The sequence below is a fragment of the Nocardia sp. NPDC004278 genome (assembly GCF_053602975.1).
The window spans coordinates 104819-130049 of record NZ_JBSGEQ010000003.1 but is presented as its reverse complement, the minus strand read 5'-3'; the positions used below and the strand labels follow the sequence as shown (position 1 = coordinate 130049).

At 66.3% G+C, this 25231-nt stretch carries 23 protein-coding genes; 12 read left to right on the top strand and 11 right to left on the bottom strand.

The window, feature by feature from the left end:
- The first annotated feature begins 123 nt into the window (after positions 1-123).
- Positions 124-1545 carry a short-chain fatty acyl-CoA regulator family protein gene (locus ACWEO2_RS05545; RefSeq protein ID WP_354957526.1) on the top strand — a complete coding sequence of 474 codons (1422 nt, stop codon included), beginning with the start codon at positions 124-126 and terminating at the stop codon, positions 1543-1545.
- Between the two features lie 15 nt (positions 1546-1560).
- Here ACWEO2_RS05545 and recG read toward each other — a convergent pair whose 3' ends face one another.
- The gene (recG, locus tag ACWEO2_RS05540) at positions 1561-3843 is read right to left on the bottom strand and encodes an ATP-dependent DNA helicase RecG (RefSeq protein WP_452404264.1); all 2283 of its coding nucleotides are present in this window, start codon (positions 3841-3843) and stop codon (positions 1561-1563) included.
- Between the two features lie 4 nt (positions 3844-3847).
- On the bottom strand, positions 3848-5635 hold the full coding sequence (locus ACWEO2_RS05535; RefSeq protein ID WP_452404263.1) for a DAK2 domain-containing protein: 1788 nt from the start codon (positions 5633-5635) through the stop codon (positions 3848-3850).
- Between the two features lie 343 nt (positions 5636-5978).
- Between ACWEO2_RS05535 and rpmB the strand changes: the two genes are divergently transcribed.
- The 4 genes from rpmB to ACWEO2_RS05515 all read left to right on the top strand — a co-directional run bounded on the left by rpmB (position 5979) and on the right by ACWEO2_RS05515 (position 9492).
- Positions 5979-6170, top strand: coding sequence for a 50S ribosomal protein L28 (rpmB, locus tag ACWEO2_RS05530; RefSeq protein WP_011210730.1), 192 nt, complete (start codon positions 5979-5981; stop codon positions 6168-6170).
- 209 nt (positions 6171-6379) lie between these two features.
- Positions 6380-6883, top strand: coding sequence for an N-acetyltransferase family protein (locus tag ACWEO2_RS05525; RefSeq protein WP_452404262.1), 504 nt, complete (start codon positions 6380-6382; stop codon positions 6881-6883).
- A gap of 99 nt (positions 6884-6982) precedes the next feature.
- Positions 6983-8653 (top strand): TerD family protein, encoded by a 1671-nt coding sequence (locus tag ACWEO2_RS05520; RefSeq protein ID WP_452404261.1) that lies wholly within the window; start codon positions 6983-6985, stop codon positions 8651-8653.
- A gap of 59 nt (positions 8654-8712) precedes the next feature.
- Positions 8713-9492, top strand: a complete 780-nt coding sequence (locus ACWEO2_RS05515) for an enoyl-CoA hydratase/isomerase family protein (RefSeq protein WP_355177375.1) — start codon at positions 8713-8715, stop codon at positions 9490-9492.
- Here ACWEO2_RS05515 and ACWEO2_RS05510 read toward each other — a convergent pair.
- From ACWEO2_RS05510 to thiL, 4 genes are read right to left on the bottom strand one after another with little or no spacing between them, the layout of a single operon-like run.
- Entirely contained in the window at positions 9489-10376 is an 888-nt protein-coding gene (locus ACWEO2_RS05510; RefSeq protein WP_452404260.1) for an alpha/beta fold hydrolase, read from the bottom strand. The two genes, ACWEO2_RS05515 and ACWEO2_RS05510, sit on opposite strands and share 4 nt — an antisense overlap.
- Positions 10377-10434: 58 nt before the next feature.
- A complete protein-coding gene (locus tag ACWEO2_RS05505) occupies positions 10435-10689 on the bottom strand; it encodes a hypothetical protein (RefSeq protein WP_355177373.1) in 255 nt (84 codons plus the stop codon).
- A gap of 42 nt (positions 10690-10731) precedes the next feature.
- Positions 10732-11415 (bottom strand): uracil-DNA glycosylase, encoded by a 684-nt coding sequence (locus ACWEO2_RS05500; protein ID WP_452404259.1) that lies wholly within the window; start codon positions 11413-11415, stop codon positions 10732-10734.
- Positions 11416-11426: 11 nt separating this feature from the next.
- Positions 11427-12467: a thiamine-phosphate kinase gene (thiL, locus tag ACWEO2_RS05495; protein ID WP_452404258.1), complete on the bottom strand. Its 1041-nt coding sequence runs from the start codon at positions 12465-12467 to the stop codon at positions 11427-11429.
- 321 nt (positions 12468-12788) lie between these two features.
- Here thiL and ACWEO2_RS05490 point away from each other — a divergent pair, with 321 nt between their 5' ends.
- The gene (locus tag ACWEO2_RS05490; RefSeq protein WP_452404512.1) at positions 12789-13433 is read left to right on the top strand and encodes a DUF3515 domain-containing protein; all 645 of its coding nucleotides are present in this window, start codon (positions 12789-12791) and stop codon (positions 13431-13433) included.
- Positions 13434-13465: 32 nt separating this feature from the next.
- On the opposite strand, the gene ACWEO2_RS05485 is transcribed toward ACWEO2_RS05490, so the two are convergent.
- Together ACWEO2_RS05485 and ACWEO2_RS05480 are read right to left on the bottom strand one after the other, a co-directional pair.
- Positions 13466-14599: a D-alanine--D-alanine ligase family protein gene (locus tag ACWEO2_RS05485; protein ID WP_452404257.1), complete on the bottom strand. Its 1134-nt coding sequence runs from the start codon at positions 14597-14599 to the stop codon at positions 13466-13468.
- Between the two features lie 66 nt (positions 14600-14665).
- Positions 14666-15661: an NAD(P)H-dependent glycerol-3-phosphate dehydrogenase gene (locus ACWEO2_RS05480; RefSeq protein WP_452404256.1), complete on the bottom strand. Its 996-nt coding sequence runs from the start codon at positions 15659-15661 to the stop codon at positions 14666-14668.
- A gap of 43 nt (positions 15662-15704) precedes the next feature.
- Between ACWEO2_RS05480 and cofC the strand changes: the two genes are divergently transcribed.
- From cofC to ACWEO2_RS05465, 3 genes are all read left to right on the top strand, one after another.
- Positions 15705-16403 carry a 2-phospho-L-lactate guanylyltransferase gene (gene cofC / locus ACWEO2_RS05475; protein ID WP_452404255.1) on the top strand — a complete coding sequence of 233 codons (699 nt, stop codon included), beginning with the start codon at positions 15705-15707 and terminating at the stop codon, positions 16401-16403.
- Positions 16404-16564: 161 nt separating this feature from the next.
- Positions 16565-18724: an RNA degradosome polyphosphate kinase gene (locus ACWEO2_RS05470; RefSeq protein ID WP_452404254.1), complete on the top strand. Its 2160-nt coding sequence runs from the start codon at positions 16565-16567 to the stop codon at positions 18722-18724.
- 20 nt (positions 18725-18744) lie between these two features.
- Positions 18745-19689, top strand: a complete 945-nt coding sequence (locus ACWEO2_RS05465; RefSeq protein WP_452404511.1) for an NUDIX hydrolase — start codon at positions 18745-18747, stop codon at positions 19687-19689.
- A gap of 189 nt (positions 19690-19878) precedes the next feature.
- Here the strand turns inward: ACWEO2_RS05465 and ACWEO2_RS05460 are convergent, their stop codons facing one another.
- The 3 genes from ACWEO2_RS05460 to leuC all read right to left on the bottom strand — a co-directional run bounded on the left by ACWEO2_RS05460 (position 19879) and on the right by leuC (position 22857).
- Positions 19879-20517, bottom strand: coding sequence for an HU family DNA-binding protein (locus ACWEO2_RS05460; RefSeq protein WP_452404253.1), 639 nt, complete (start codon positions 20515-20517; stop codon positions 19879-19881).
- A gap of 156 nt (positions 20518-20673) precedes the next feature.
- Entirely contained in the window at positions 20674-21282 is a 609-nt protein-coding gene (leuD, locus tag ACWEO2_RS05455; protein ID WP_355177366.1) for a 3-isopropylmalate dehydratase small subunit, read from the bottom strand.
- Positions 21283-21435: 153 nt separating this feature from the next.
- On the bottom strand, positions 21436-22857 hold the full coding sequence (gene leuC, locus ACWEO2_RS05450) for a 3-isopropylmalate dehydratase large subunit (RefSeq protein WP_452404252.1): 1422 nt from the start codon (positions 22855-22857) through the stop codon (positions 21436-21438).
- Between the two features lie 146 nt (positions 22858-23003).
- Between leuC and ACWEO2_RS05445 the strand changes: the two genes are divergently transcribed.
- The 3 genes from ACWEO2_RS05445 (at position 23004) to ACWEO2_RS05435 (ending at position 24603) form a co-directional block, all read left to right on the top strand.
- Positions 23004-23705, top strand: a complete 702-nt coding sequence (locus ACWEO2_RS05445) for an IclR family transcriptional regulator (protein WP_354957543.1) — start codon at positions 23004-23006, stop codon at positions 23703-23705.
- 34 nt (positions 23706-23739) lie between these two features.
- The gene (locus ACWEO2_RS05440; RefSeq protein WP_452404251.1) at positions 23740-24276 is read left to right on the top strand and encodes a pyridoxamine 5'-phosphate oxidase family protein; all 537 of its coding nucleotides are present in this window, start codon (positions 23740-23742) and stop codon (positions 24274-24276) included.
- A gap of 132 nt (positions 24277-24408) precedes the next feature.
- Positions 24409-24603: a DUF5302 domain-containing protein gene (locus ACWEO2_RS05435; RefSeq protein ID WP_433683616.1), complete on the top strand. Its 195-nt coding sequence runs from the start codon at positions 24409-24411 to the stop codon at positions 24601-24603.
- Positions 24604-25231 lie beyond the last annotated feature (628 nt).

The following is a 25231-nucleotide window of genomic DNA, read 5'->3' as shown; positions in this document are numbered from 1 at the left end:
GCTGCCCACTTCGCACGCTACGCAGGATTGATCGACGGCAAAATCCCTTGCAACAGCAGATTTCTGCGGGCGAGAATCACGCATTTTGCGATGTTTGCAAATTCCGAGGGCTACCATCTTGCGGTGCGCAAGATGTACGCGGGCGCCCGACTGAGGCGGTTGCGCGAAGAACGGCGGATGACCCAGGCGGCACTGGCGAAATCGCTCGATCTATCGCCCAGCTACCTCAACCAGCTCGAGCGCGACCAGCGACCGCTCACCATTCCGGTGTTGCTCAAACTCAACGCCACCTTCGACCTCGACGTGCAATTTTTCGCCGCCGACTCCGATGCCCGCTTGGTATCGGATCTGCACGAGGTGCTGGTGGACGCGGCTGGCGGCGATAGTGCGCCGCTGACCGAGGTGGAGGAGCTCGCGACGCGACTACCGGAGGTTGCCCGGATCGTCGTCGCGATGCATCGGCGACTGCGCGCCGCGACCGATCAACTCGATCTGCTCTCGGCCCGGGTGGCCGCGCCGACCGGTGCTCCCGGTGTGCCCATGCCGTACGAGGATGTCCGGGACTTCTTCTACGACCACCACAATCACATCGCCCAACTCGATCACGCGGCCGAACAGCTCTTCGAGGAGTGCGGCCTGAGCATCGGCTCGCTCGATCGGCAACTCGCCAGGGTGGCCGAGGAGCGCGCCGGAGTGACCGTGCTGGTGCGTGGTGATGGCGCGGATCCGTCCATCCCGAAACGGCATTACGATCCGGACAGCCGCACCCTGACCCTGGCGCGGCGGCTGCGTCCCGGGCAGCGTGCCTTCCAGATCGCCACCACGCTCGGATTTCTGTTGTACGGCAGGGACCTGGATGCTGTGCTGGCCGAAACACCGTCGCTCATCAGCGAATCCCGGACGCTGGCGCGAATCGGGTTGGCCAACTATTTCGCGGGTGCGCTGGTCCTGCCCTACGGGCGCTTCCTGCGGTCGGCCGAGGAGTTGCGCTACGACATCGATCTGCTCAGTCTGCGTTTCGAGGTCGGCTTCGAGACCATCTGCCACCGGTTGAGCACGCTGCAGCGGCAGGGGCAGCGCGGTGTTCCGTTCTTCCTCGTCCGCACCGACCGCGCGGGCAATATCTCGAAACGCCAGTCCGCCACCGCATTCCACTTCTCCCGAGTCGGCGGCAGCTGCCCGCTGTGGGTGGTGCACGAGGCCTTCGCGAATCCCGGCCGCACCCTGACCCAGATCGCTGCGATGCCCGACGGCCGCCGCTATTTGTGGATCGCCCGCACCGCACTGACGGCGCCGCACGGATTCGGCACGGCCACAAAGGACTTCGCGATCGGCCTGGGTTGCGATATCGAATACGCCGACCGGCTGGCCTATTCCACCGGGCTGCATCTGGACAATCCGGCCGCCGCGGTGCCGATCGGTGCGGGCTGCAAGGTCTGCGAGCGCCCCTCCTGCCCCCAGCGCGCATTCCCGCAGATCGGCAGTCCGCTCGCGATCACCGAACATATGAGTACTGATCTGCCCTATCCACGGATCGGACGTTGACCGACGAGCTCCGGATCAGGACTTGGCCAGATATTCGATGCGTTCGGAGTCGACGGCGGCGCGCATCATGCTCGCCAACCCAGGATGCTTGCGCAGACCGGGGTCGGCTTCGACGACCTCGCGCGCGAGTTCCTGTGCGGCGGTGATGACTTCGAGGTCATCGAGCAGGGAGAGCAGGCGCAGTGAGCGCGCGGTGCCGGACTGGGCGGCGCCGAGAACATCGCCTTCGCGGCGTTGGCGCAGATCGAGGACCGCGAGTTCGAAGCCGTCGGTGGTGGCGGCGACCGCGTCGAGCCGGGCCATGGCGGTGCCGGTGGGACCGGCGTCGGTGATGAGCAGGCACAGGCCGGGATGTTTGCCACGGCCGATCCGCCCGCGCAGCTGATGCAGCTGGCTGACGCCGAAGCGGTCCGCGTCCACAATGACCATGACGGTCGCGTTCGGCACATCGACGCCGACCTCGACGACGGTGGTACAGACCAGCACATCGATATCACCATCGTTGAATGCCCGCATCACCTGGTCCTTTTCATCGGTCGGCAGTCTGCCGTGCAGTAGCCCGACCCGGACGTTCGCCAATGGGCCGGTACGCAGCATGTCGAAGACCTCGACGGCTGCGGCGGTGGTCGGACCTTCCTGCTCGGGACCGTCCTTCGACCTGCCGGACTTCTTGCCGTTGCGGCTCTTGCCGTTCTCCTCGTCGTCGCCGATGCGCGAGCACACCACATAGGCCTGCCGACCGGCCGCGACCTCCTCCTGGATGCGCTCCCAGGCGCGGTCCACCCAATTCGGATGCTGTTTGCGCGGCACCACCTTCGAGACGATCGGTGAGCGGCCCCGGGGCAGCTGGGTGAGGGTCGAGGTCTCCAGATCGCCGAGGGTGGTCATGGCGATGGTTCGGGGTATCGGGGTCGCGGTCATGACCAGCAAATGTGGGCTGGCACCGGCTTTCGCCTTGGCGCGCAACGCATCCCGCTGCTCGACGCCGAACCGGTGCTGTTCGTCGACGATCACCATGCCCAGATCGAAGAACTCCACCGCGTCCTGGATCAATGCGTGCGTACCGATGACGATGCCGGCCTCGCCGGTGACCGCGTCGAGCAGTGCGGCCTTCTTCGCCGACGCCGACATCGAACCGGTCACCAACACCACCTTGGTCGCCTGGTCCGCGGCACCGAGTTCACCCGCGGTGCCGAGATCGCCGAGCATCGCGCGCAGCGACCGATAGTGCTGAGCGGCAAGGACTTCCGTCGGCGCGAGCAGTGCGCACTGTTGTCCGGCGTCGACCACCTGCAACATCGCGTGCAGTGCGACAATCGTCTTGCCCGAACCCACCTCACCCTGCAGCAGCCGGTGCATCGGATGGCTGCGCGCGAGATCGTCGGAGATCTCCGAGATCACCTGCCGCTGTCCCTCGGTCAGTTCGAAGGGCAGGCGGGTATCGAAAGCCGCCGCGATGCCGTCGGAGCGCGGTGGACACGGTCGGGCCGTCCGCCCCTCCGCGTCGTGTCGCCGCTCGGCGAGTACCAGCTGCAGGGCCAGCGCCTCGTCGAAACGCAAACGCTCCCTGGCCTGTTCGATATCGGATTTGTGCTCGGGCAGGTGGATCAGGCGCAGTGCGTCGGAGACCTTCATCAGGCCGCGATCCTCGCGCAGCGCGCTCGGCAGCGGATCGTCGATCGGATCGAGCTGATCGAGCACCTGCCGGACACAGGCCAGCAGATCCCAGCTCTGCACCTTGGCGGTCGCCGGATACACCGGAATGAATTCCCGTTCGAAGAACGAGACATCCACTCCCTCTTTACCTTTCGCACTCTGCGCCAGTCCGCGCAGTGCACCGCCGCCGCGCACCGAGGTGAGGTTCTCGATCGAGGCCTCTTCCTTATCGGGCAGGATCAGATAATCGGGATGCGAGAGGTTCCAGCGGTCCGGCCGCCACCAGTGCACGGTGCCCGACATCATCGCCCGGACACCTTCGCGGACAAGGTAACTCACCTTGTCGCCATTGAAGAAAGTGATATCGATCGGGGCGACCGAACCGGTATCGAGGGCCACCTTGAGCAGTCTGCCCCTGCGGTTCTTCATCGGCCGCAGTTCGGTTTTCGTCACCCGGCCGATGACGGTGATGTGCGCACCCTCTTCCGGCTGCTCCTGGGTGAGCGGCTGGCCCTGGGTCGCATAGCGCAATGGGTAGTGCCGCAACAGATCCTCGACGGTGTGCATGTCGAAGGCATCGGCCAGCGGCTCGGCGGCCTTCACGCCGAGCAGGTGGTCCAGCCGGTCACTCAGTGTCGCCATATCCCTATTCCACCCCAATCTGCACCAGATCCGCGTGCTGCCCACCGGAGTACACGCTCACCTCGATGCCGGGGAAGCCGTCCGCGATATGCGCGGCGAGTTCGGCCGCGAGTTCGGCGGGGGCCGCCGCGCCCATGAGCAAGGTGACCAGCTCGCCACCGAAGGCGAGCATCCGGTCGAGCAGGGTCCGGCCCGCGGTCGGCACATCCCGGTCGATCACCACCACATCGTGGCCGACCAGGCCGAGTCCATCGCCCGCATCGCAGGTGCCGACCATGGTGAGGGCCCGCTCGGTGGCGGCGCGCAACGATCCCCACCGGGTAGCGGCCGCCGCCTCCGACATCGCGAAGGCATCGTCCACCGCGATCCGCCCACAATCGTGCACGGCCAGTGCCGCCAATCCCTGCACCATGGACCCGCTCGGCAACAGCAGCACGTCGCGGTGCGCGTCACGAGCCGCGACACCGACCGCGACCAGCTCGTGCGCGGGCAGAGCGCCATTCGGCAATACCAGCACCTCCCGATTCGGCAGCTGTCGGATCGCGCCGAGCAGCGCGGCGCTGGTGACCGTGCCGTCGCCGCCGAGCACCACCGCTCCCCCGGCTTCGAACAGCGCCGCGGCCCCATCGCCCGCCACCACGGCCAGCACTCCGCGGTCCGCGCGTCCATCGTGATCGGTCCAGGCAGGCGCGAACGGTTGGGCGGTGATGGCGAAACTTTCGATGCGGATGGCGCTCAGGGTGCCGGTTGCGATGCCCGCTTCGACCGCGGCTCCGGCGTCGGCGCAATGTACGTGCGCGGACCAGGAGCCCGCGCCGTCACCGACCACCACAACGGAGTCGCCGAGTTCGGCGAGGCGATCGCGGAGGCGGGCTATGCGTCGGTTGTCGGTATCGGAGAGGAGGTACATCACCTCGAAGTGCGGTTCGGCGCTGTTCCGAGGTTCGGCACCGTTGCGGGATTCGAGGCCGCCCTGGCATTCGACGCTGCCCTGGGACTCGGCACCGCTGCGCGACGGCGAGCCGTCATATGCCGCGACGACGTCCATGTCGCCACGTTCGACATGCGCCTGCGAGGCTGCGAACTCGCCGCGCACATACTGCGGCCGATCAGGTGTCTCCCCGAGCGTGACCGCGACCAGACTGTCGAGCAGCACCACGAGCCCACGGGCACCCGCATCGACCACCCCGGCCTCGCGCAACACCCCGAGCTGGGCAGGTGTGTCGCCGAGCGCCTTGGCGGCACCGTCGGCCGCCGCCACCGCGACCTCGGCCAGCACGGGGCCCGGACAGGCCGCGGCACAGTCGGACGCCCGATCCAGCACGGTCAGGATGGTCCCCTCGACCGGCACACTCAATGATTCGCGCACCAATGCCGAGGCCGTGGCCAGCGCCGCGCGCAGCGTATCGGCGGTCAGCAGGCCATGCCGCACCGCTTCGGCGATCCCCCGCAGCACCTGCGAAAGGATGATTCCCGAGTTGCCGCGCGCACCGAGGGTCGCACCGCGCGCCATCGCGGCGGCCACCTCATATGTGGACGAGACAGCGGCTGTCGACGAGGCGGCGGCCATCGCGGCCTCGGCGGCCTGCATCGCCGCCCGCATCGTTGCCAGCATGTTCGTGCCGGTATCGGCGTCGGCGATAGGAAAGACATTGAGCGCGTTGATCTCCTCGCGCCGTTGTTCGAGACCCTCGAGGCAGACCCGGCCCCAGCGCAGCAACGCCGGGCCGTTGAGAGCATTCGACCCGACAGCGGATGGAAGTTCTGCGTCACCGCGGCCATCTCTCGTCATGTCCCGCACTCCGGGCACCGCCACCTCTCTCCGCGATCGTCCACACCGCTAGCGACTGCTGGCAGGTCGCTCGAACGGGCCTGCCACCGTTCGCCAGGTTAGCTGGCGAGACCGACAGTCGATCGGCGACACCGATCCACTACGATCGGTGGTGTCCACGGGCCGTTGCTCCATGACCCGGTTTGGCGGATCCGGACCCCGCCAGCTACCCTTGCAGGGTTGCCTAGCGCGGCCGAGGCCGGTCTGCGCTGGCCGACGTCAGTCGGCAGGGCATTAAGACATCGTTTCCGGACATGCTGCCGACGTGCAGCAGTCCCCACATGACATGAAGGAGTTCGCGACTATGGCTGCCGTCTGCGACGTCTGCGCCAAGGGCCCCGGCTTCGGGAAGTCGGTCTCGCACTCGCACCGGCGTACCAACCGTCGTTGGAACCCGAACATCCAGACCGTGCGCGCCCAGGTCGCCCCGGGCAACACCCGCCGCATGAACGTGTGCACCTCCTGCCTGAAGGCCGGAAAGGTCGTTCGCGGCTGATCTGCCTCGAGGCCGATCCAACCGAGACCGAACATACGCCCCGACACCATCCGGTGCTCGGGGCGTAGTCTTTTCCGCCTCCCCGAATCTTTTGCCGGTCGTCAGGTGCGACTGACGATGCGTCGCGGGCCCGAGTCGACTCTTGGACGTACCCGACGAGTTACCCATGTGCTTGCGAAATCAGTTGCCGGGCAGTCAAGCTTTCCGGGATGACCGAGCCGACCCCACCGTGGCGGATCACGGCACTCGCCGCCGAACACGTCCACAGCCTGGCCGAATGCCATATCACCTGCTGGCGTGAGGCCTACCGCGGCCTGGTCCCGGACCACGTACTCGACGCCTTCGACGTGCACCGCCGGGCGGAGCAATGGGAACGCCTTCGGATCCGCTACCCGAACAGCACCCACGTCGCCCTGGTCGACGATCACGTTATCGGCTTCGCCAGCGTCGGCGCATCCCGCGACGAATCCCCGGTGACCCCAACCGAACTCAACGCCCTCTATGTCCGCGCCGCCTGGTACGGCACCGGCGTGGCCGACGCCCTGATCCGCGCCGCCCTCCCCGCCGACATCCCCTGCTCGCTCTGGGTCTTCGAGAAAAACCCACGCGCCCAGGCCTTCTACCGCAAACACGGCTTCGAACTGGACGGCACCACCCGAATAGAAGCCTTCACCCCCGCCACCGAAGTCCGCATGGTGCGCGGAGTCGAATAGCGCGGCGAGAACTTGTCCGATTAGGGCCCAAATACCCAAATCGCTTGCGCCGGTGGTCAATGTCGTAACGACACGTGTTCCGCAAACGGTTTTCCCCGCATGATGCTCACACGAGGGGGAAACGCGCCGGTCAACGCATCAACGGTGGCGCTGGTGCTGTCATGGGGGTCCGAGCACGAGGTCGATCCGCAGGCGCTGCTATTGACCGACACGGGAAAGATCCGATCCAACGACGATTTCGTGTTCTACAACGCCCCACGGAATCCCTCGGGGTCCGTTGCGCTCGAGACCACTCCCCCCGGAAGCGCGACGATCGGGATCAACCTGACGGCCGTCGAATCCGATGTGACCCGGATCGTAATTGCGGGATCGGTCGACCATGGTTCCTTTCGGGATGTGTCCGGTCTCAGGGTATCGGTTCGCAGTTCGGGCACCGAGTTGCTCAGCTTCGACGCCGAGCAGCCCGACATGGTGACCGCGATGGTGCTCGGCGAGTTCTACAGGAGAGCGGGGGCATGGAAGTTTCGCGCGGTAGGCCAAGGCTGGGGCAGTGGGTTGCGTGGGCTGGCCGAGGAATTCGGTGTCGAGATCGACGATCCAGCCGATGGTGAACCCCCAGCCGGTCCAGCCGTCAGCCCTCCAGTCGGCACACCCGTCGCCACGCCCCACCGAACAATGCCCGCCACCATGCCCCGTACGGCCGCGGGCTGGTATCAGGATCCAGACGATTCCGGCCAAATCCGCTGGTGGAACGGCTTGACTTGGAGTGCGGACAGGCGACAATTCTTCGCGTCCGATCCCGCGATCTGCGAACGCTGTGGACGGCCGAAGCGGGTACCGCGGTTCGGCTCGATTCCACCGTGCCGTGCCTGCGAATCCGAGGTTGCCGGGTTCATGGAGGTATGGCGGTCACAGGCATGGCAGGTTCTGACCACATCTGGTCCTCGTGGCGATGCATGGGATGACCTGTGGATCGCGCTGCGATTCCAGCGGATCGACGAGGCCACCGGGGGCGAGGCAATGCGCCCCCTCGCCCTGGCATATCTGGAGCGCGTTGTCGCATTCTCGTTTGCCGATGACGAGATCGAACAGCACGAGATGGATGACTTCGAACATGCCATCGCCGACCTGCAATCAGCCATCGGGCTCTCGCCCGCGGACCAGTTCGTCAGCCAACTTCGTCAGCGTATGCTCCGCGGTCGCTCGCTCACTCAGGTGCGGGCTGGCGATCTGCCACGGATCCAACGGCCCGGGCTGCACCTGGAAGCCGATGAAACATTGTATATCGACGTGAACGCAACCCAGGTCAAGTACCTGGCCAGTGGGCCGAGGCACAACAGCGGAAGGCTGATCGGCAGCAGCAAGAAGGTCAGGTTCGTCGGCACCGGAGCAGGAACCGAACTGCCGTGGGCGAAGATCGTCTCGGTTGCACCCGAATACGGGAATGTCGTCATTGCGGCGACAACCGCGCGCGGAGGCGGCACATACCAGGTACCGGATCCCGAGTATGTCGCTGCGGTGTTGGAGGGAGCCCTGCGAGTGGCCAAGCGGCTGGTACTCGCGCCTGGACAGCGCGACATCCGCTCGATTCCGCCAGACGTGAAATCCGAAGTGTGGCAGCGTGATAGAGGCCGGTGCTGCCAATGCGGGGACCAGCATTACCTCGAATTCGATCACATCATCCCGCTGAGCCGCGGTGGCGCGACAAGTGTCGCCAATCTCCAGATCCTGTGCCGAAGGTGCAATCTGGAGAAGGGTGCACGCATGTGAGTGCCCGGATACGGCGCCAGCCGGGTGCAATGCCGATGGGCAGCGATAGGGTGCTGGACATGACCTCGACTGCGCAAACCGAGTACGTCACCATTGCGGACGGCGTTCTGCAGATCACGATTGCTACCGCCGCCAATGGCACTTCTATGGACTTCCAGGGGATTACCGCCGGGACAGAGGCATTGCGGGCGGCGGGGCGTGAGGTGGGGGCCGTGGTGTTGACGGGGAGCGGGGCGAACTTCTGCGCGGGTGGGAATGTGCGGGGGTTCGCCGAGGCGGAGGATCGGGCGGGACATATTCATGGGCTGGCGACGGTGCTGCACGACTTCGTGCGGGCGCTGGACGAGACGACGGTGCCGGTGGTGGTCGGGGTGCAGGGCTGGGCGGCGGGAGCCGGGATGAGCCTGGTATGTGCGGCCGATATCGCCATCGGCGGGCCGAGCACCAAGTTGCGTCCGGCCTATCCGGGTATCGGCCTGAGCCCGGACGGCGGGATGTCGTGGACGCTGCCGCGCATCGTCGGTGCGGGACGGGCGCGCGAAATCCTGCTCACCGATGCGATTCTCACCGCCGAGGAGGCCGTGCGGCTCGGCATCCTCAGCCGCTTGGTCGACGACGAGCAGGTGCGCGACGAGGCCATGAACCTGGCCCGAACCTTCACGACCGGACCACGATCCACCTACGCGAGCATCAAATCACTACTGGCACGGTCGAATTCGGCGACGCTGAGCGAACAGCTCGACTATGAACGCGATGCGATCGCCGCCGCGGCGAACAGTCCGGCGGGCATCGAGGGCGTCAATGCGTTCATCGAGAAGCGCAAGCCGAAGTACGTTTAGTCACAAACGGATTCGGTCTCCATCGCCCGAGTCTCCAGCACGAATTTGGCGACCGCGTCGGTGAAGGCGTCATTGTCGTCACCGGCCGCGGTATGCGCCGCACCACCGATCTCGACCAACTGCGCATGCGGCACCATCTCCCGAAACGCCGCGGCTCCCTCGGGCGTCACCACATCGGACTGCATACCGCGCACCAGCAGCACCGGTATCGTCAGGACACGCGCCGCGACCTCCATCTGCTGGCTCATCTCGCTCGCATCCTCCACGCGGTCCTTGAGCATGTCCGGATCCCAGTGCCAGTACCAGCGCCCCTCGCGTTGCCGCAAGTTCCGCTGCAGACCATCGGTGTTCTTGGGCCGCGGGCGGTGTGGCATATATTCGGCGACCGCGTCGGCGGCCTGCTCCAGTGTGTCGAATCCGCCGCGATGTTTGCCGAGGAAGTCGATCACCCGCGCGACACCGGTCGGTTCGGGTCGGGTGACGATATCGACGAGCACCAACGCGCTGATCGCCTCGCCACCGGGCACCATCGTGGTGAGCAGGCCGGTGATCCCGCCCATGCTCGCTCCGACCACGACCGCGGGCGCACCCAACTGCTCGAGCACATTGACCAGATCCGCGACCATCGTGTCGCGCCGGTAATTCGCATCCGCCGCCCACTGACTGTCGCCGTGGCCGCGGGCGTCCAGCGTGACGACCCGCATCCCGGCGGCGGCCAGCTTCGCCCCCGTCTGCTTCCACGAGTGTCGGGTTTGTCCGCCACCGTGGAGGAACAGCACGAGCGGGCCGTCCGCCGGGCCGAACTGGTCGGCCGCCAGCTCGATCCCATCCGAACCACGCAGGTGCAGCCGAGTCGGATCGAGCAGGTTGTTCGCATTACTCACGATCCGAGGATCGCACAGCATCCGTGGGGCCTCTTGTTGACCCCCGGTCAACGGGACGTCAGCAGTTCCACTTACCTTGCGCGCTGAGGGTGTTCTGCAGCAAGCAGGCGACCTTCGCATTCACCGAAGAAGAAATGGTGGAGGAGCCATTCGAGGTGAATTCCTCACCGACCGGGGCGGCGTTGCCGGTCGAGGTGGTGTCCGCGGCGGGCTCCAGTCGCAGCGGGGCCGCACTCGCGGTGGCTGCGCCGCCGGCCATGGCCGCGCAGAATGCCAGCGCGACGGTGGCGCCGCGGACGGTCTTGATGTGCATTGAATTGTGCTCCTCTACTTTGTTTTACCTCAGCGCCCGGGATCAGGGCAGGCGCCAGTCAACAGGTTCGGCACCCAGTTCGTCGAGTAGTTCATTCACTCGCGAGAAGGGTCGCGAACCGAAAAACCCGCGCGAGGCCGACAGGGGCGACGGATGCACGGATTCGATATAGGGCACCTCGGCCTCGGCCAGCTGCGGCTTCAGTGTCTGCGCGTCGCGACCCCACAGGATCGCGACCAGCGGTTCATCCCTGGCCACCAGGGCGCGAATCGCCTGGTCGGTCACTGCTTCCCAGCCCTTGCCGCGATGGGAGGCGGGCTGTCCCGGCGAGACCGTGAGGACTCGGTTCAGCAGCAGCACACCCCGATCCGACCACGGACTCAGATCGCCATTGGACGGTGTGGTGTAGCCGAGGTCCTTGCTGTATTCGGCGAAGATATTGGCGAGGCTGCGCGGAACCGGCGAAACATCGGGGGCGACAGAGAAACTCAGCCCCATCGGATGGCCGGGCGTCGGATATGGATCCTGGCCGACGATCAGCACGCGCACCGCGTCGAACGGGCGCTGGAAGGCGCGCAGCACATTCTCACCGGCCGGTAGATAGCCACGGCCCGCGGCGTTCTCCGCGCGCAGGAATTCGCCCATGTCCGAGATCTGCTCCGCAACGGGTTCGAGAGCCTTCGCCCAACCCGGATCCATGATTTCCGTCAGTGGTTTCGCGCCCATGACCGCACAACCTATCGTGGCTCGGGCTCGGATGCCGAGTCCACCCCGCTGAACGATTCCCAGCCACCGCTGCCCGGCCGTCGCGCACCGTCGACAGTGACGCCGTGACCTGCCAGCACCCGTCCGATCGGCGTCCAGCCCGGCGGCAATTCCCGCCGCGCCGACCAGGTTCCGACGAAGGCGTGATCCTCGCCGCCGGTCAGAATCCATTGCGTCACATCGGCATCCAGGCGTCGCGCAATCGCGTCCAGTTCCGGATCGCGCAATGCGGTCGAACCGATATCGATGGCCACGCCGGACGCCTCGGCGATATGGCCCAGATCCGCGAGCAGTCCGTCCGAGATATCGGTCAGCGAGTTGGGGATCGCGGCCGCGGACGACCCGAGCACGCCCTCCCCTGAGGTATCCGAATCATCCGGTCCGGCAGCAACATCGACGATCGCGGCCAGCACCGCCGAGTAGGGCGGCTGCGGGACCCGATGGGCCGCAAGCGCTTCGGCAACGAGCTCGTCGTCCGGATCGACCTCGGCGGTCAGGGCCGCCAGCCCGGCGGCGGACCAGCCGAGCCGACCGGCCACCGCGACCGTATCCCCCACGCGCGCACCGGCTCTGGTGATCGGCGCGCGACCGTCCAGATCGCCGAAGGCGGTGACCGAGATGACCAACTGCGGGCTGCGCACCACATCACCGCCCGCGATCGAACCACCGGCCCGCCCCGCCTCGGCCCACATACCGTCGGTGAGACCGTCGATGACCTCGACCGGCGTATCGGCCGGACAACCCAGCGCCACCACGAATGCGGTCGGCACCGCGCCCATCGCAACCACATCGGCCGCGTTCTGCGCGATCGCCTTCCGCCCGATATTGCGGGGATCGGACCAATCGAGCCGGAAGTGGCGATCCTGAACCAGCATGTCGGTTGTCACCACGAACCGGCCGTCCGGCGCGGCCACCACGGCGGCATCGTCGCCGGGACCGAGCAGTACGCCGGGCGCCTGGACCCGGCCCGCGTTGATCCGCTCGATCAGTGCGAACTCCCCCAGCTCACGCACTGTCCGCGGTGGCGTGCTTTCGCTGATGACCGGTCCCTTCCCGACGTCGTGCTGGCTGGAATCCGACCGAGGGTACCCTTTCCAGGGCAATCGAGTACTACCAGGCCGGTGCGCAGCATCCATCCCCGCAACCGGTGCGAACAGGAAGGACCGGTGAGCATGGCGGCGGAGTCGTCGGAGCGCGATTCGTCGAGGGCGGATTCGCCGAAGGCCGAGAAGTCGAAGGCCGAGAAGTCGAAGGATGCCGAGCTGTCATCGGACACGGCGGAGTCGGCTGCCGATAGCGCCGTCGCGCCGGGCGCCACAGCGGAGAACGCGCCCCTGCCCGTCACCGAGACCTCCGAAGATGTCGACGCCGAGTCCGAAACGGCCGATAGCGGCCCGGAGGACGCTGCTGCCGAGTCAGCCGGCGCCGAATCGGCCCCCGAAACCCGGGGCTACCCACCCGCGCTGATCGCGACCGCCGTCGCACTACCGGTGGTGCTGGTAGTCGCCGTCCTCGTCGCCGCCGTGCTGGCCCGCCGCGCGCCGACCGAACGCGAACCCCTGGTACTCGGTCCGGTCCCCGCGCCCGCCGCGACCGGACCCGCCTGCACCGCCTTACTGCCCGCACTACCGGTCGACCTCGGCGACTACACCAAATCCACCCTGGTGGAACCCGCTCCGCCCGCGACCCGTGCCTGGCAGCGCAAGGACGGCGGCGATCCCATCGTGCTGCGCTGCGGCCTGGAGCGCCCGCTGGAGTTCAACCGCGCCTCCGCGCTACAGATCGTCAATGGCGTGCAGTGGTTCGAGGTCCGCGATGCCGCCGCCAAGGCCAGCACCTGGTTCGCCGTCGACCGCGAAACCTATATCGCGCTGACCGTTCCCGACGGCTCCGGACCGACTCCGCTGCAAGGAGTTTCGGACACCATCACCGCGAATCTGCCGGCGAAACCGATCGAACCCGGCCCCCTGCCGAACTGACCGCCACCCTGGAGCGATAGGCCGCTCGGCCGCTAACGCAGGCCGGTACCCCGTGCCAGCGCGGTCTCGATCAGCGTGGAAACCAGTGTCCGGTAGTCGATTCCGGTCGCTTCCCACATGCGTGGGTACATCGAGATCGATGTGAAGCCGGGCATCGTATTGATCTCGTTGATCACCGGCCCCTCGGCAGTGACGAAGAAGTCGACCCGGGCGAGTCCCTGGCAGTCCAGCGCCTTGAACGCGCGCACCGCGAGTTCCCTTATGCTGTCGGACACTTCGTCGTCCAGCTTCGCCGGAACGTCGAATTCGCAGACATCGTCAAGGTATTTGGTTTCGAAGTCGTAGAACTCCGGCGCCGCGGCATCGGCATCCGGCATCCGGATCTCGGCCACCACGCTGGCCTCGACCCGGCCGTCCGGAAATTCCAGTACACCGCATTCGACTTCACGTCCGAGGATGCCCGCCTCCACGATCACCTTCGGATCGTGTTCCCGCGCCGCGGCGATCGCCGCGTCCAACGTACTCCAGTCGGTGACCTTGGTAATGCCGATCGAGGAGCCTCCGCGTGCCGGTTTGACGAACACCGGAAGTCCGAGCCGCGCCCGATCGTCCGCGCCGAGCGTGTCGGCACCGCGCCGCAACACCACCTGCCGCCCGATCGGCAGCCCCTCGGCGGCGAGCAGCTTCTTGGTGAATTCCTTATCCATACCCGCAGCGCTGGCCAGCACGCCCGGCCCGACATATGGCACCCCGGCCAATTCGAGCATGCCTTGTAGCGTCCCGTCCTCGCCGAACGGGCCGTGCAGGATCGGGAACACCACATCCACCGAACCCAGCGTCGCACTCGGATCGTCCAGCGCGACCAGCGCTCCAGACCGGCTCGGGTCGGCGGCCAAGGTCAGCGCGGTGCCGGTGCTGTCCACCGCGGGCAGCGCATTGTCCTTGGAGCCGTCCACAGCGACTGCCTGCAGGTCGGTCGAAAAGGTCAGCGCGGCCACATCGGAGCCGCCGAGCACCCAGGCGCCGTCGTGGGTGATGCCGATGGGCACCGCCTCGTACTGTTGCGGATCCAGGTTGCGCAGCACGCTGCCAGCGGATACACAGGACACGGCGTGCTCGTTACTGCGCCCGCCGAACACCACAGCCACCCTGATCCGGTTCGTCATGAACCGAACCGTACCCGTTATGCGGGGCGAACCAACCTCGCGCCCGTGCGATGCCAGCGTTCGGCCCTATTCCGGTTTGATCTGCCGTCCCAGCAGTTTGTCGACCGCCGCACGCACCGAAACTCCCTCATGACACACCAGGTGTACCGATGTGGTCAGCGGCATCTCCACATTGTGCGCGGCGGCCAGCGCCCGAATGGATGTGCACGACTTCACACCCTCGGCGACCTGGCCATGGGTTGCCTCCTGGGCCGCCTCCATGGACCCGCCCGCCCCGAGCACATGCCCGAATGACCGGTTGCGCGACAGCTGCGAGGTGCAGGTGGCGACCAAATCGCCCACCCCGGCCAAACCCGCAAGCGTGACCGGCTCCGCGCCGAGCGCGACCCCGAGCCGGATGATCTCGGCCAGCCCGCGGGTGATCAGGCTGGCGATCGAGTTGTCACCCAACCCCATTCCCGAGGCGATGCCGCAGGCAAGCGCGATGACGTTCTTGCAGGCACCGCCGATCTCACAGCCGATCACATCGGTATTGGTGTAGGGCCGGAAGTATCCGTTGGCGCAGACCTGCTGCAGCGCGGCCGCCCGCGCGGCATCGGTGCAGGCGATCACGGTGGCCGCGGGCTGCTCGGCGGCGATCTCCCTGGCCAGATTCGGCCCCGACAGCACCGCGATGCGGCTCTCGTCGGCACCGGTGACCTCGCCGATGACCTGACTCATCCGCAGTAGCGTTCCGGTCTCGATGCCCTTGGCGAGACTGAGCAGCGCCGCGTCCGGCCCGATCGAGTCCTTCCACGTTTCGAGATTCGCGCGCAAGGATTGAGACGGAACCGCGAGTACGACAATGTCGGCCCCATCGAGCGCTTCAACGTGATCGTGGGTGGCCGCGATCGGCGGTAATCGCACGTCGGGCAGATAGAACGGATTGCGATGTTCGGTGGCGAGCGCCTTCGCCACCTCGGGCCGCCGGGCCCAGATCGTGACCTCGGTTCCCGCGTCCGCCAACACCTTCGCGAACGCGGTCCCCCACGATCCCGCGCCCAGCACTGCCGCCCTCGTCATCTGCCCAATATGCCACGGAAGCACTCGTGGAAGGATTAGGACCATGCGTCCGCATGCCGTGCACGCCGTGATCGCGGTCAAGAGCCTCGATCGGGCCAAGAGCCGCCTGGCCGACCGGCTGCGCCCGGAGCACCGGGCACAGCTGGTGCTCGCCATGCTCGCCGACACCGTATCCGCCACCGTCGCGGTGCGGCAGATCGCGTCGGTCACCGTGGTGACCCCGGATCCGGTGGTCGCCGAGCTGGCGGGCTCGCTCGGCGCGGCGGTCCATCCCGAACCTCGCCGTGCGGTGCTCGACCCCACCGACCCGGACGGTCTGAACACCGCACTCACCGATGCGGCGACCACGCTGCGGCACCGGTACGGCCCGGTCGAACTGCTGGCCCTACAGGCGGATCTGCCCGCCCTGCGCCCGGACGAGCTCTCGGACATGCTGAGCACCGCACCGGTCGGGGTGCGCTCGGTCGTGGTGGACCACGCGGGCACCGGCACCGCCGCGCTATTCGTCGGCGACACCGTCGCGGCGCTGGACCCACGTTTCGGGCCCGGCTCCGCGGTCCGGCATATCGCCGCCGGCGCGGTCGATCTGCGCGGTGACTGGCCGGGATTGCGGCTGGATGTGGACACCGCAGACGATCTCGATCGTGCCATCGACCTCGGCACCGGGGATTCGACGTGCGCTGCCCTGCAGGACATCGGCTGGCCGATTCGCGTTCACGAGGGCGTGCGCCGGGTGTGCTAGCCGATCGCCACGACCGGCGTGATACTCACGTCAATGATGACGTCGGGCTGCACAGGGCCCGGTTAGTAGGGGATGATCGTTAACGTGAGTGAGCGAAGCGAGCGATTCCCGTACCAGCGCGCATCGCGCCTGTCGGTGCCGCGTGCCAGCGAGGCATGGGCATGAGCGAGACCGAGACCGTCAAGCAGCAACTGCTGCCGAACCCACTGCCTGCCGCGACACCGTTGGCCGACGATGCGGTGGTGCAGCGGTTGCCACGTGATCGCTACCTGAACCGTGAGCTCAGCTGGCTCGACTTCAACGCGCGGGTACTCGCCCTCGCCGAGGACGCGTCGCTGCCGTTGCTGGAACGCGCGAAATTCCTGGCGATCTTCGCCTCCAATCTGGACGAGTTCTATATGGTCCGCGTCGCCGGTCTCAAACGCCGTGCGGAGACCGGACTTTCGGTGCGTTCGGCGGACGGCCGTTCGCCCACTGAGCAACTGGAGCTGATCGCGGCGCGTACCCAGGAGATCGCCGACCGGCATGCCCGCGTTTTCCTCAACTCGGTACTGCCCGCGCTGACCGCCGAGGGCATTGCCATCATCGATTGGTCCGATCTGGACGACGATGAGCGCCAGCGCCTCTCGGGCTATTTCCAGGACCAGGTCTTCCCCGTCCTCACCCCGCTGGCGGTGGATCCGGCCCACCCCTTCCCCTACATCAGCGGACTGAGTCTCAACCTCGCGGTGACGGTGAAGGATTCCTCCACCGGCGCCGAACACTTCGCCCGCGTCAAGGTGCCCGATAACGTCGATCGCTTCGTCCGGGTGCGGCGAAACGAGTCCGGATCCCCCGTCGCGGCCTTCTTGCCGATGGAAGCGCTGATCGCCGCACACCTCGATCTGCTGTTCCCCGGTATGAAGGTGGTCGAGCACCACTCGTTCCGCATCACCCGCAATGCCGATTTCGAGGTCGACGAGGACCGCGACGAGGATCTGCTGCAGGCGCTGGAGCGCGAACTGGCCCGCCGCCGCTTCGGTTCGCCGGTCCGACTAGAGGTCTCCGACGATATGACCGAGCACATGCTCGACCTGCTGTTGCGCGAGCTCGAGGTCGATCCCGGGGATGTGATCCAGGTGCCGGGTCTGCTCGACCTGTCCTGCCTCTGGCAGGTGTACGGCGTCGATCGGCCCAATCTCAAGGACGCACCGTATGTGCCCGCGACGCCTCCGGCGTTCGGCGAGCGCGAAACCCCGCGCAATGTCTTCCAGGCGCTGCGCGAGGGCGACGTCCTGGTGCACCACCCCTACGACTCGTTCTCCACCAGCGTGCAGCGCTTCATCGAACAGGCCGCCGCCGACCCGCAGGTGCTCGCCATCAAACAGACCCTGTACCGGACCTCCGGTGACTCCCCGATCGTGAACGCGCTCATTGACGCGGCCGAGGCGGGCAAGCAGGTCGTGGCGCTGGTCGAGATCAAGGCACGCTTCGACGAACAGGCCAACATCAAATGGGCCCGCGCGCTGGAGCAGGCGGGCGTGCACGTGGTCTACGGTCTCATCGGCCTCAAGACGCACTGCAAGACCTGTCTGGTGGTGCGCCGCGAGGGTGCGACCATCCGCCGCTACTGCCATATCGGCACCGGCAACTACAACCCGAAGACCGCGCGGCTCTACGAGGACGTCGGGTTGCTCACGGCCGCACCGGAAATCGGCGCCGACCTGACCGATCTGTTCAATTCGCTCACCGGCTACTCGCGAAAGGCCAACTACCGCAACCTGCTTGTCGCTCCGCTGGGTGTGCGCGCCGGAATCATCGACCGCATCCAGCGCGAGACCGAACTGGCCGAAGAGGGCGTCCCGGCGCGAATCCGGATGAAGGCCAATGCAATTGTCGACGAGCAAGTCATCGACGCGCTCTACCGAGCTTCTCAGGCCGGTGTACCGGTGCAGATCGTGGTGCGCGGCATCTGCGGTCTGCGACCCGGTGTCGAGGGAATGAGCGAGAACATCGAGGTGCGCTCGATTCTCGGTCGCTTCCTGGAGCATTCGCGGATCATGCACTTCCAGGCCCAGGACGAATACTGGATCGGCAGTGCCGACATGATGCACCGGAATCTGGACCGGCGCGTGGAAGTCATGGCGCAGGTGAAGGATCCGAAGCTGTGCGAGCAGTTGGGGTCGGTATTCGACTCCGCCCTGTATCCGACGACCCGTTGCTGGATCCTTCAACCTGACGGCAACTGGCAGGCTTCGCCCGACGGCGCCGACCGAGACGGTGCCCATGTACGTGACCACCAAGAATTCCTGATGCGAATGCGGAGACCGGATCACCAGTGAGTGGTACGACGGGATACGACATGGACGGGGGACCGTTCTGGGATCCCCGGGTAACAGCCAACATTCACGCCGCCGGTGCGGTGCTGTGGCGCAGGACGGCCGACGGTTCCGGTGCCATCGAGATCGCGGTGGTGCATCGCCCCAAGTATCAGGATTGGTCGCTGCCCAAGGGCAAACTCGATCCGGGCGAGACGCCGGTGCTCGCCGCGGTGCGTGAGGTCGGCGAAGAAACCGGCCTGGACTGCCGTCTGGGCCGCTATCTCGGGCACGTCACGTATCCGATTCCGGGACACCGGAAATTGAAGCGAGTGGACTACTGGGCAGCCGAGGTCGCAGGTGGGGCGTTCAGCGCCAATTCCGAGGTCGATGTGCTGTCCTGGTACACCTTGGACCGGGTGATGGACCAGCTGTCGTATCCGATGGACCGCCAGGTGCTGCGCGCCTTCACCCGCCTGCCCGCGGCCACCGCCACGCTGCTACTGGTTCGACACGCCAAGGCGGGCAGCCGGGGCCGATTCGACGGCCCGGATGAGCAGCGCCCACTGGAGCGGGAAGGGCAGGCCCGGGCACAGGCGCTGGTCCCGAATCTGCTGGCGTTCGGTGCATCCGAGATCTATTCGGCCGATCCGGTGCGCTGCGTCCAGACGGTGACGCCGCTGGCCGAGAAACTCGGCGAAACCATCGCCATCGAGCCGCTGTTTTCCGAAAGCGGTTATGCCGCAGCGCCAGACAAGGCCCGAGAACGCGCTATCTCCCTGGTATCGGATCGCGCGGTGCGCGTTCTGTGCAGTCAGGGCAAGGTAATTCCCGATCTGCTGCAGTGGTGGGCCGATCGGGACGGCATCACGCTGCCGTCCGCGCGCAACCGCAAGGGCAGCGTGTGGGTACTGTCTTTTGCCTCAGGGCGGTTGGTCGCCGCCGACCACCTCGACCGGTCGCTGTCGGCCGCCATCGTCAAATCCTGACCCCAATGGGGACCGCAACCGTCACGCGGTCGCTACTGGACCCCAAATTCGGACATAGGCAGCTAAAACGGCCCTGGGGCGAACCCCAGGGCCGTTTTTAGCCGGTACAGGGAGTGATTCCGCTCAGTGGAACCGAATCACTCGATGGCGCTGGACCTTCAGCCGCATTTGCGGCCTCGAACCGCTGCGTCAGCGAGCGCGGCGGGCCGGAGCCTTCTTGGCCGCGGTCTTCTTCGCGGGCGCCTTCTTCGCGACGGTCTTCTTCACGGCCGTGGCCTTCTTGGCCACCGTGGCCTTCTTGGCCGGAGCCTTCTTGGCGACGGCCTTCTTGACGGCCGCCTTCTTCGCGACCGCCTTCGCGGCAGTTGCCTTGCGGGCGGTCGTCTTTGCCGGGGCCTTCTTCGCCGCGGTCTTCTTGGCGGGCGCCTTGGTGGCGGTCGCCTTCTTGGCGGCCGCCTTCTTCGCCGCCACCTTCTTGGCGGCCGCCTTCTTCGCCGCCACCGGTGCATTCGCGCCGCGCTTTACGGCGGGGCCGCTCGCGGTCAGCTTCTGCTTACCCGCGATGACGGCCTTGAACTGAGCACCCGGGCGGAACGCAGGCACCGAAGTGGGCTTCACCTTGACGGTTTCGCCGGTGCGCGGGTTCCTGGCAACTCGAGCCGCACGCTTACGCTGTTCGAACACACCGAATCCGGTGATTGTGACGCTTTGACCCTTGTGCACAGCGCGCACGATGGTGTCGACCACATGCTCGACTGCCGCGGTGGCCGTGCGCCTGTCCGTACCCAACTTTTCGGTCAGAACGTCGATCAGTTCCGCCTTGTTCATTGAATCCTCCGCAGACTAATGGCCCGTCGTCGGACCGACTAGGTACCACGGTAAACCCACTTTGAGCAAGAGTCTATGTGCCACGCCAAAATTCATGTGGTTTAGCACACGTCCAGCTACCGCCCCTAGGGCTGTACAGCTATCACTACCGGGTGATTACGCCTGCGAAATATGTGCCGGAAGGGTTGTGGGTTTCCAACTTGGCCTTGCCTTTTCGAACTCATCGATGACGTCACTGCGCCGGAGGGTGAGCCCGATGTCGTCCAATCCTTCGAGCAGACGCCACCTGGTGTAGTCATCAATATCGAACGGCAACACGACGGTTCCGGCCGTCACCGTGCGCGCCTCGAGGTCTACAACCAATTCGAGACCGGGCTGTTCCTCGAGCAACTTCCAGAGCATTTCGACATCGTTCTGTGACATCTGCGCGGCCAACAGACCACCCTTGCCCGCATTGCCGCGGAAGATGTCGGCGAAGCGTGATGAGATGACGACACGAAAGCCGTAGTCCGACAGCGCCCATACAGCGTGCTCACGCGAGGATCCGGTACCGAAGTCCGGCCCCGCCACCAGCACACTGCCCCGGTTATAAGGCTCGGTGTTCAGAATGAAGTCCGGGTCGGATCGCCATGCTGCGAACAGTCCGTCCTCGAATCCTGTGCGCGTCACCCGCTTCAAGTACACGGCCGGAATGATCTGATCGGTGTCGACATTGGATCGGCGCAGCGGCACTCCGATCCCCTTGTGGACGGTGAAGGCTTCCATTTCTGCTGATTCTCCTGGGTCGTTAGGCGATTTGAGCCGACCGTTTCGAGCGACCTGCAAGCAGTCGCTACGACTGCCGTTTCGAGTGACCTGTGGGCGGTCGCTATGGCCGGAAGTGCGAATCGATGCGGGCGCAACGCGTCCGCACGCCGATCAGTCCAGATCCGCCGGTGCGGACAGGGTGCCGCGGACCGCCGTCGCGGCCGCTACGAGCGGGGAAACCAGGTGTGTACGGCCACCTTTGCCCTGTCGACCCTCGAAGTTGCGGTTCGATGTCGAAGCACAACGCTGACCGGGCGCGAGCTGATCGGGATTCATTCCCAAGCACATCGAGCAGCCCGCCTGACGCCATTCGGCGCCCGCCGCGATGAAAATCTCGCCCAGTCCTTCTTTTTCCGCCTGTGCGCGCACCCGCATAGACCCCGGTACAACCAACATTCGCACACCGTCGGCGATGCGGCGTCCCTTCAAAATCCCGGCTACAGCGCGCAAATCCTCGATGCGCCCGTTGGTGCACGAACCGACGAATACCGTATCGACCGACACCTCTCGAAGCGGAGTTCCCGGCTCCAAGTCCATGTATCGCAGCGCTTTCTCCGCGGACTCCCGCGCCGTATCGTCGGCAATCTGCGCGGGATCGGGCACCGTCTCACCCAGTGGCGCACCCTGTCCCGGATTCGTGCCCCAGGTGACGAACGGGGTCAGCGCATTGGCGTCGATGTGCACCTCGGCGTCGAAAACCGCGCCCTCATCGGTCTGCAACGCCTCCCAGGCGGCCACTGCGGCGTCCCAGTCGGCTCCCTGCGGCGCGTGCGGGCGTCCTTTGAGGAATTCATAGGTGGTTTCGTCAGGGGCGATCATTCCGGCCCGCGCACCCGCTTCGATCGACATGTTGCAGATGGTCATTCGCGCCTCCATGGACATGGCGCGAATGGCCTCGCCGCGATACTCCAGCACATAGCCCTGACCGCCGCCCGTACCGATCTTGGCGATGACGGCCAGAATCAGGTCCTTACTCGTGACACCGGGCGGCAATTGGCCGTCAACGGTGATCGCCATGGTCTTGAACGGACGCAGTGAGAGGGTCTGCGTGGCAAGGACATGTTCGACCTCGCTGGTGCCGATACCCATCGCCAGCGCGCCGAACGCACCGTGGGTCGAGGTGTGGCTGTCGCCGCAAACCACCGTCATACCCGGCTGCGTCAAACCGAGTTGCGGCCCGACGACGTGCACGATGCCCTGATCCAGATCCCCCATCGGATGCAGTCGCACACCGAATTCCGCGCAGTTGTGGCGCAGGGTCTCGACCTGGGTGCGCGAAATCGGGTCGGCGATCGGCTTATCGATATCGATGGTCGGGACGTTGTGATCCTCGGTCGCGATGGTGAGATCGGGACGGTGCACGGGGCGACCGGCGGCGCGGAGCCCGTCGAAGGCCTGCGGACTGGTCACCTCGTGCACGAGGTGCAAATCGATGTAGATCAAATCCGGCTCACGGGAGGCGCCTTCGCCCTCTCCGCGGGCAACGACGTGCTGCTCCCACACCTTTTCGGCCAGTGTGCGGCGCTCGGCCATTCTCGATCACCTTTCCGACGAGCAACCGGTTCGCACGATCTGGGCTGAGGCGCGGTTCCGGCTGCACAATTTGGCTATCCGGCGCGTCGGGAGCGAGCAGAGCGCTTAAGTGGCTTTCTCAACATCCGAGACGCTAATATCGTTCTATGAGACAGCATAGCGGTATCGGCGTCCTCGACAAAGCGGTGTCAGTGTTGTATGCCGTCGCGGAGCACCCCTGCGGTCTCAATGAGCTGTGCACCCGCACCGGACTGCCCCGCGCCACCGCCCATCGCCTGGCTGTAGGGCTCGAGGTACACCGGCTGCTGGCCCGCGACAACAACGGCCTGTGGCGGCCGGGCCCGGCCCTCGCCGAACTCGCCGCCGGTGCCACCGATCCGCTGCACGAGGCCGCCTCGGCAATTCTCCCGCGCCTGCGCGAGATCACCGGCGAGAGTGTCCAGATCTACTGCCGCGACGGCAATGCGCGGGTATGCATCGCCGCCCTGGAACCACCGGTCGGACTGCGCGATACCGTGCCGATCGGCGCGCGACTGCCGCTCACCGCCGGATCGGCGGCCAAGGTGCTGCTGGCCTGGGCGGATCCGGAATTGCAGCGCACCATCCTGGCCGATGCGGTCTTCGGCGAGCGCGCGCTGGCCGAGGTACGCAAGCGCGGCTGGGCGCAGAGCGCCGCCGAGCGGGCCAGCGGTGTGGCCAGCGTCTCCGCACCCGTGCGCGATGCCGCGGGTCATGTGATCGCGGCCGTTTCGGTATCGGGCCCGATCGATCGCATGGGCCGCAGACCCGGCGCACGCTGGGCGGCCGACCTGGTCGCCGCCGCGGACGCATTGCACAAGAGGCTGTAACACGTTCTAGTTCGAACATCTAAGGTTGGTGCGCATGGGAGTAAACCAACGGGCGCAGATCGTCATGTCCGATGCCGAGATCACCGAGTTCCTGCAGCGCAGCCGCATCGCGACGCTGGCAACCATCGGCCCGAACGGCACGCCGCATCTCATCGCGATGTGGTATGCCCTGCTCGACGGCGAGGTCGCACCCGATGGCTCGGTCCGCAAGCTGCCCGAGCTGTGGTTCGAAACGAAGGCGAAATCGCAGAAGGCCGTCAACCTGCGCCGCGACCCGCGCATCACCTGCATGGTCGAGGCGGGTCACACCTACGACCAGTTGCGCGGGGTCTCCATCGAAGGCCACGCCGAGATCATCGACGATCCGGAGAAGCTGTTCGCCGTCGGCGTCAGCGTCTGGGAGCGCTACACCGGTCCCTACAGCGAGGAAGTCCGCCCGCTGGTCGAACAGATGCTGCACAAGCGCGTCGCCATCCGGGTGGTCCCCGATCGCCTGCGCAGCTGGGACCATCGCAAACTCGGCCTGCCGGAGCTGCCCCTCGGCGGCACCACCGCGCAATCGCTGGACTGATCGCGGCACGCGGGCGATATCCGACTGACACACCGCGCCCCCGCACAGTAGCGTCAACCCTGTTCGACCCGAATCGGCAGCGCGACGACGCCCCTTGGCGCGGTGCGCGGTCGCGACGACGAGGAGCAGACGATGGCGGAAGCGGATAGTTCCAACGGCAGCGCGGGGTCCAGCGCCGAAGAGGTCAAGCGCAAATTCAAGGAAGCCCTGGAGCGCAAGAACCAGCACCACGCCAAGTCGACCGATCATATGGACGGACGATCCAAGGCAACCTCCGCCCACGGCAACGCCAGCCACAAACGCGAGTTCCGCCGCAAGAGCGGATAAAGCCCCACCACCCCACCAAAAGGCCCCCCAGCCCCCACCTGGAGGGCCTTTTGCATCTCCCCCACTTCCGGCCCCCACCGACAGCCACACCAAATACCGACCGCCCCCAAACGACCCCACATCCCCAGTTCAACCTCGCCCGCCCGAAACCCCTCCAACGACCAAGCACCCACCCCGCCCCGTGCCCACCCCAACATGGATCGGCCGAGAATGCGCTGATGCAGGTGTGCTCTCGACGTTTACCTGCATGAGCGCATGGTGATCACTTGTCCAGAGGTTGCACACCCCTCCTCGTCGGTGGTGAGCCCGCGCGAGAGGTCGACGGTGCTGGAGACGCGGGGCGCAGCTGGGAACCCAGGCCCAGGAACAATGCATCGGCGAGCCACCAGTCCGGGACCTATGTGACCACCAACGGTCCGGCACGCATGCGACCAAGAACCACCAACCCGGCACCCTGCGACCAAGAACCACCAGCCCGGCACCCTGCGACCAAGAACCACCAGCCCGGCACCCCGCGACCAAGAACCCACCAACCCGGCACCCCGCGACCAAGAACCCACCAACCCGGCACCCCGCGACCAAGAACCCACCAACCCGGCACCCCGCGACCAAGAACCCACCAACCCGG